Below are 1,291 nucleotides of genomic sequence, written 5' to 3'. Positions count from 1 at the left end.
CCCCGCTGAAGATGGCGACGCACATCATGATGGTTTTGCGTCGGCCTATCCGATCCGACAATGAACCGAAAAACAACGCACCCAGCATCATGCCCACCAGCGCGCAACTGCCCAGCGCTCCGGCCTGCAACGAACTGAGGCCCCACTCGGCCATCAATGAGGGCAGCACGACCCCATAGATGACCAGATCGTAACCGTCGAAAATGATGATCAGCGCGCACCACAACAGCACGCGCGCATGGAAGGTATTGAAACGTGCCCCGTCAATCAGGGCCGATACATCTATCGTACGCATGGCATCGCTCTTCTTGTCATTGTTATAGAGCCGGAGGATCTGTCGCCTCCGGGAATAGCGCGGTGCCCAGAACGTGCAAGATTGGGCATGGAGTCGATCATGGGCAAACCATCAACCCTGATAAATGCAGCCAGGCGAATACCCATTATTTCGAACGTGAATAAAGATCGAAGGAGAGCAAAGTCCCATCGATCCCACGATGGACGCGACGGTCTGGCACTTGTTAGGCTTTGGCGCTTGCAGCGGTGATTTCAGAGCGGTGCAGACCCATCCACGGGCGAAAATCTTCGCCCTCATGAGCACGCAATCTGCACGAGGCGTTATGGAATTACGTGAACTTGATCTCAACCTTCTGCTGGTCTTCAACCAACTGCTGATCGATCGCCGGGTATCGACGGCGGCGGATCATCTCGACCTGACCCAGCCCGCTGTCAGCAACGCGCTCAAGCGACTGCGTATCACCTTGAACGACGAACTGTTCGTTCGGACCTATCAAGGCATGGAGCCCACCCCCTACGCCCAGCAGCTGGCTGAACCGGTCGCCATGGCCATTCAGACCTTGCGTGATGCGCTTAACCGCCAGGACACCTTCGACCCACTCAACGGCAATCGCCGCTTTACCATGGCGATGACCGACATTGGCGAAATCTACTTCATGCCGCGGCTGATGGATGCCCTGGCCGAGCGCGCTCCGGGTTGCTCGATCAGCACCCTGCGCAACACCTCCGATACCCTGGCCGAAGGCTTGCAGAACGGGGCGATCGACCTCGCCGTCGGATTACTGCCGCACCTGCAGGCCGGATTTTTCCAGCAGCGCCTGTTTCACCATCGTTATGTCTGCATGTGCCGCAAGGACCACCCCGCTACCCGGGAACCCCTGACCCTGGAGCGTTATTGCAGTTATGACCACGTTCGCGTCGTAGCGGCGAACACCGGGCACGGCGAAGTCGATACGTTCCTGGCGCGGGCCGGCATCGAGCGAAATATACGCCTGGA

2 protein-coding genes are annotated in these 1,291 nt (G+C 58.3%); one reads left to right on the top strand and one right to left on the bottom strand.

Features of this window, described 5'->3' with window-relative positions; genetic code table 11:
* Positions 1-295: MFS transporter (locus SOP95_RS31465; RefSeq protein ID WP_323609511.1), on the bottom strand; the 295-nt coding region annotated here is incomplete at its 3' end.
* A gap of 322 nt (positions 296-617) precedes the next feature.
* On the opposite strand from SOP95_RS31465, the gene SOP95_RS31460 reads away from it, so the two are divergent.
* Positions 618-1,291 (top strand): LysR family transcriptional regulator (locus SOP95_RS31460; RefSeq protein ID WP_323609510.1); only part of this gene is annotated, 674 nt, incomplete at its 3' end.

The sequence above is a fragment of the Pseudomonas sp. YuFO8 genome, assembly GCF_035065025.1.
GTDB classification, from domain to species: domain Bacteria; phylum Pseudomonadota; class Gammaproteobacteria; order Pseudomonadales; family Pseudomonadaceae; genus Aquipseudomonas; species Aquipseudomonas putida_AE.
This window is presented reverse-complemented; position numbering and strand designations above follow the sequence as displayed.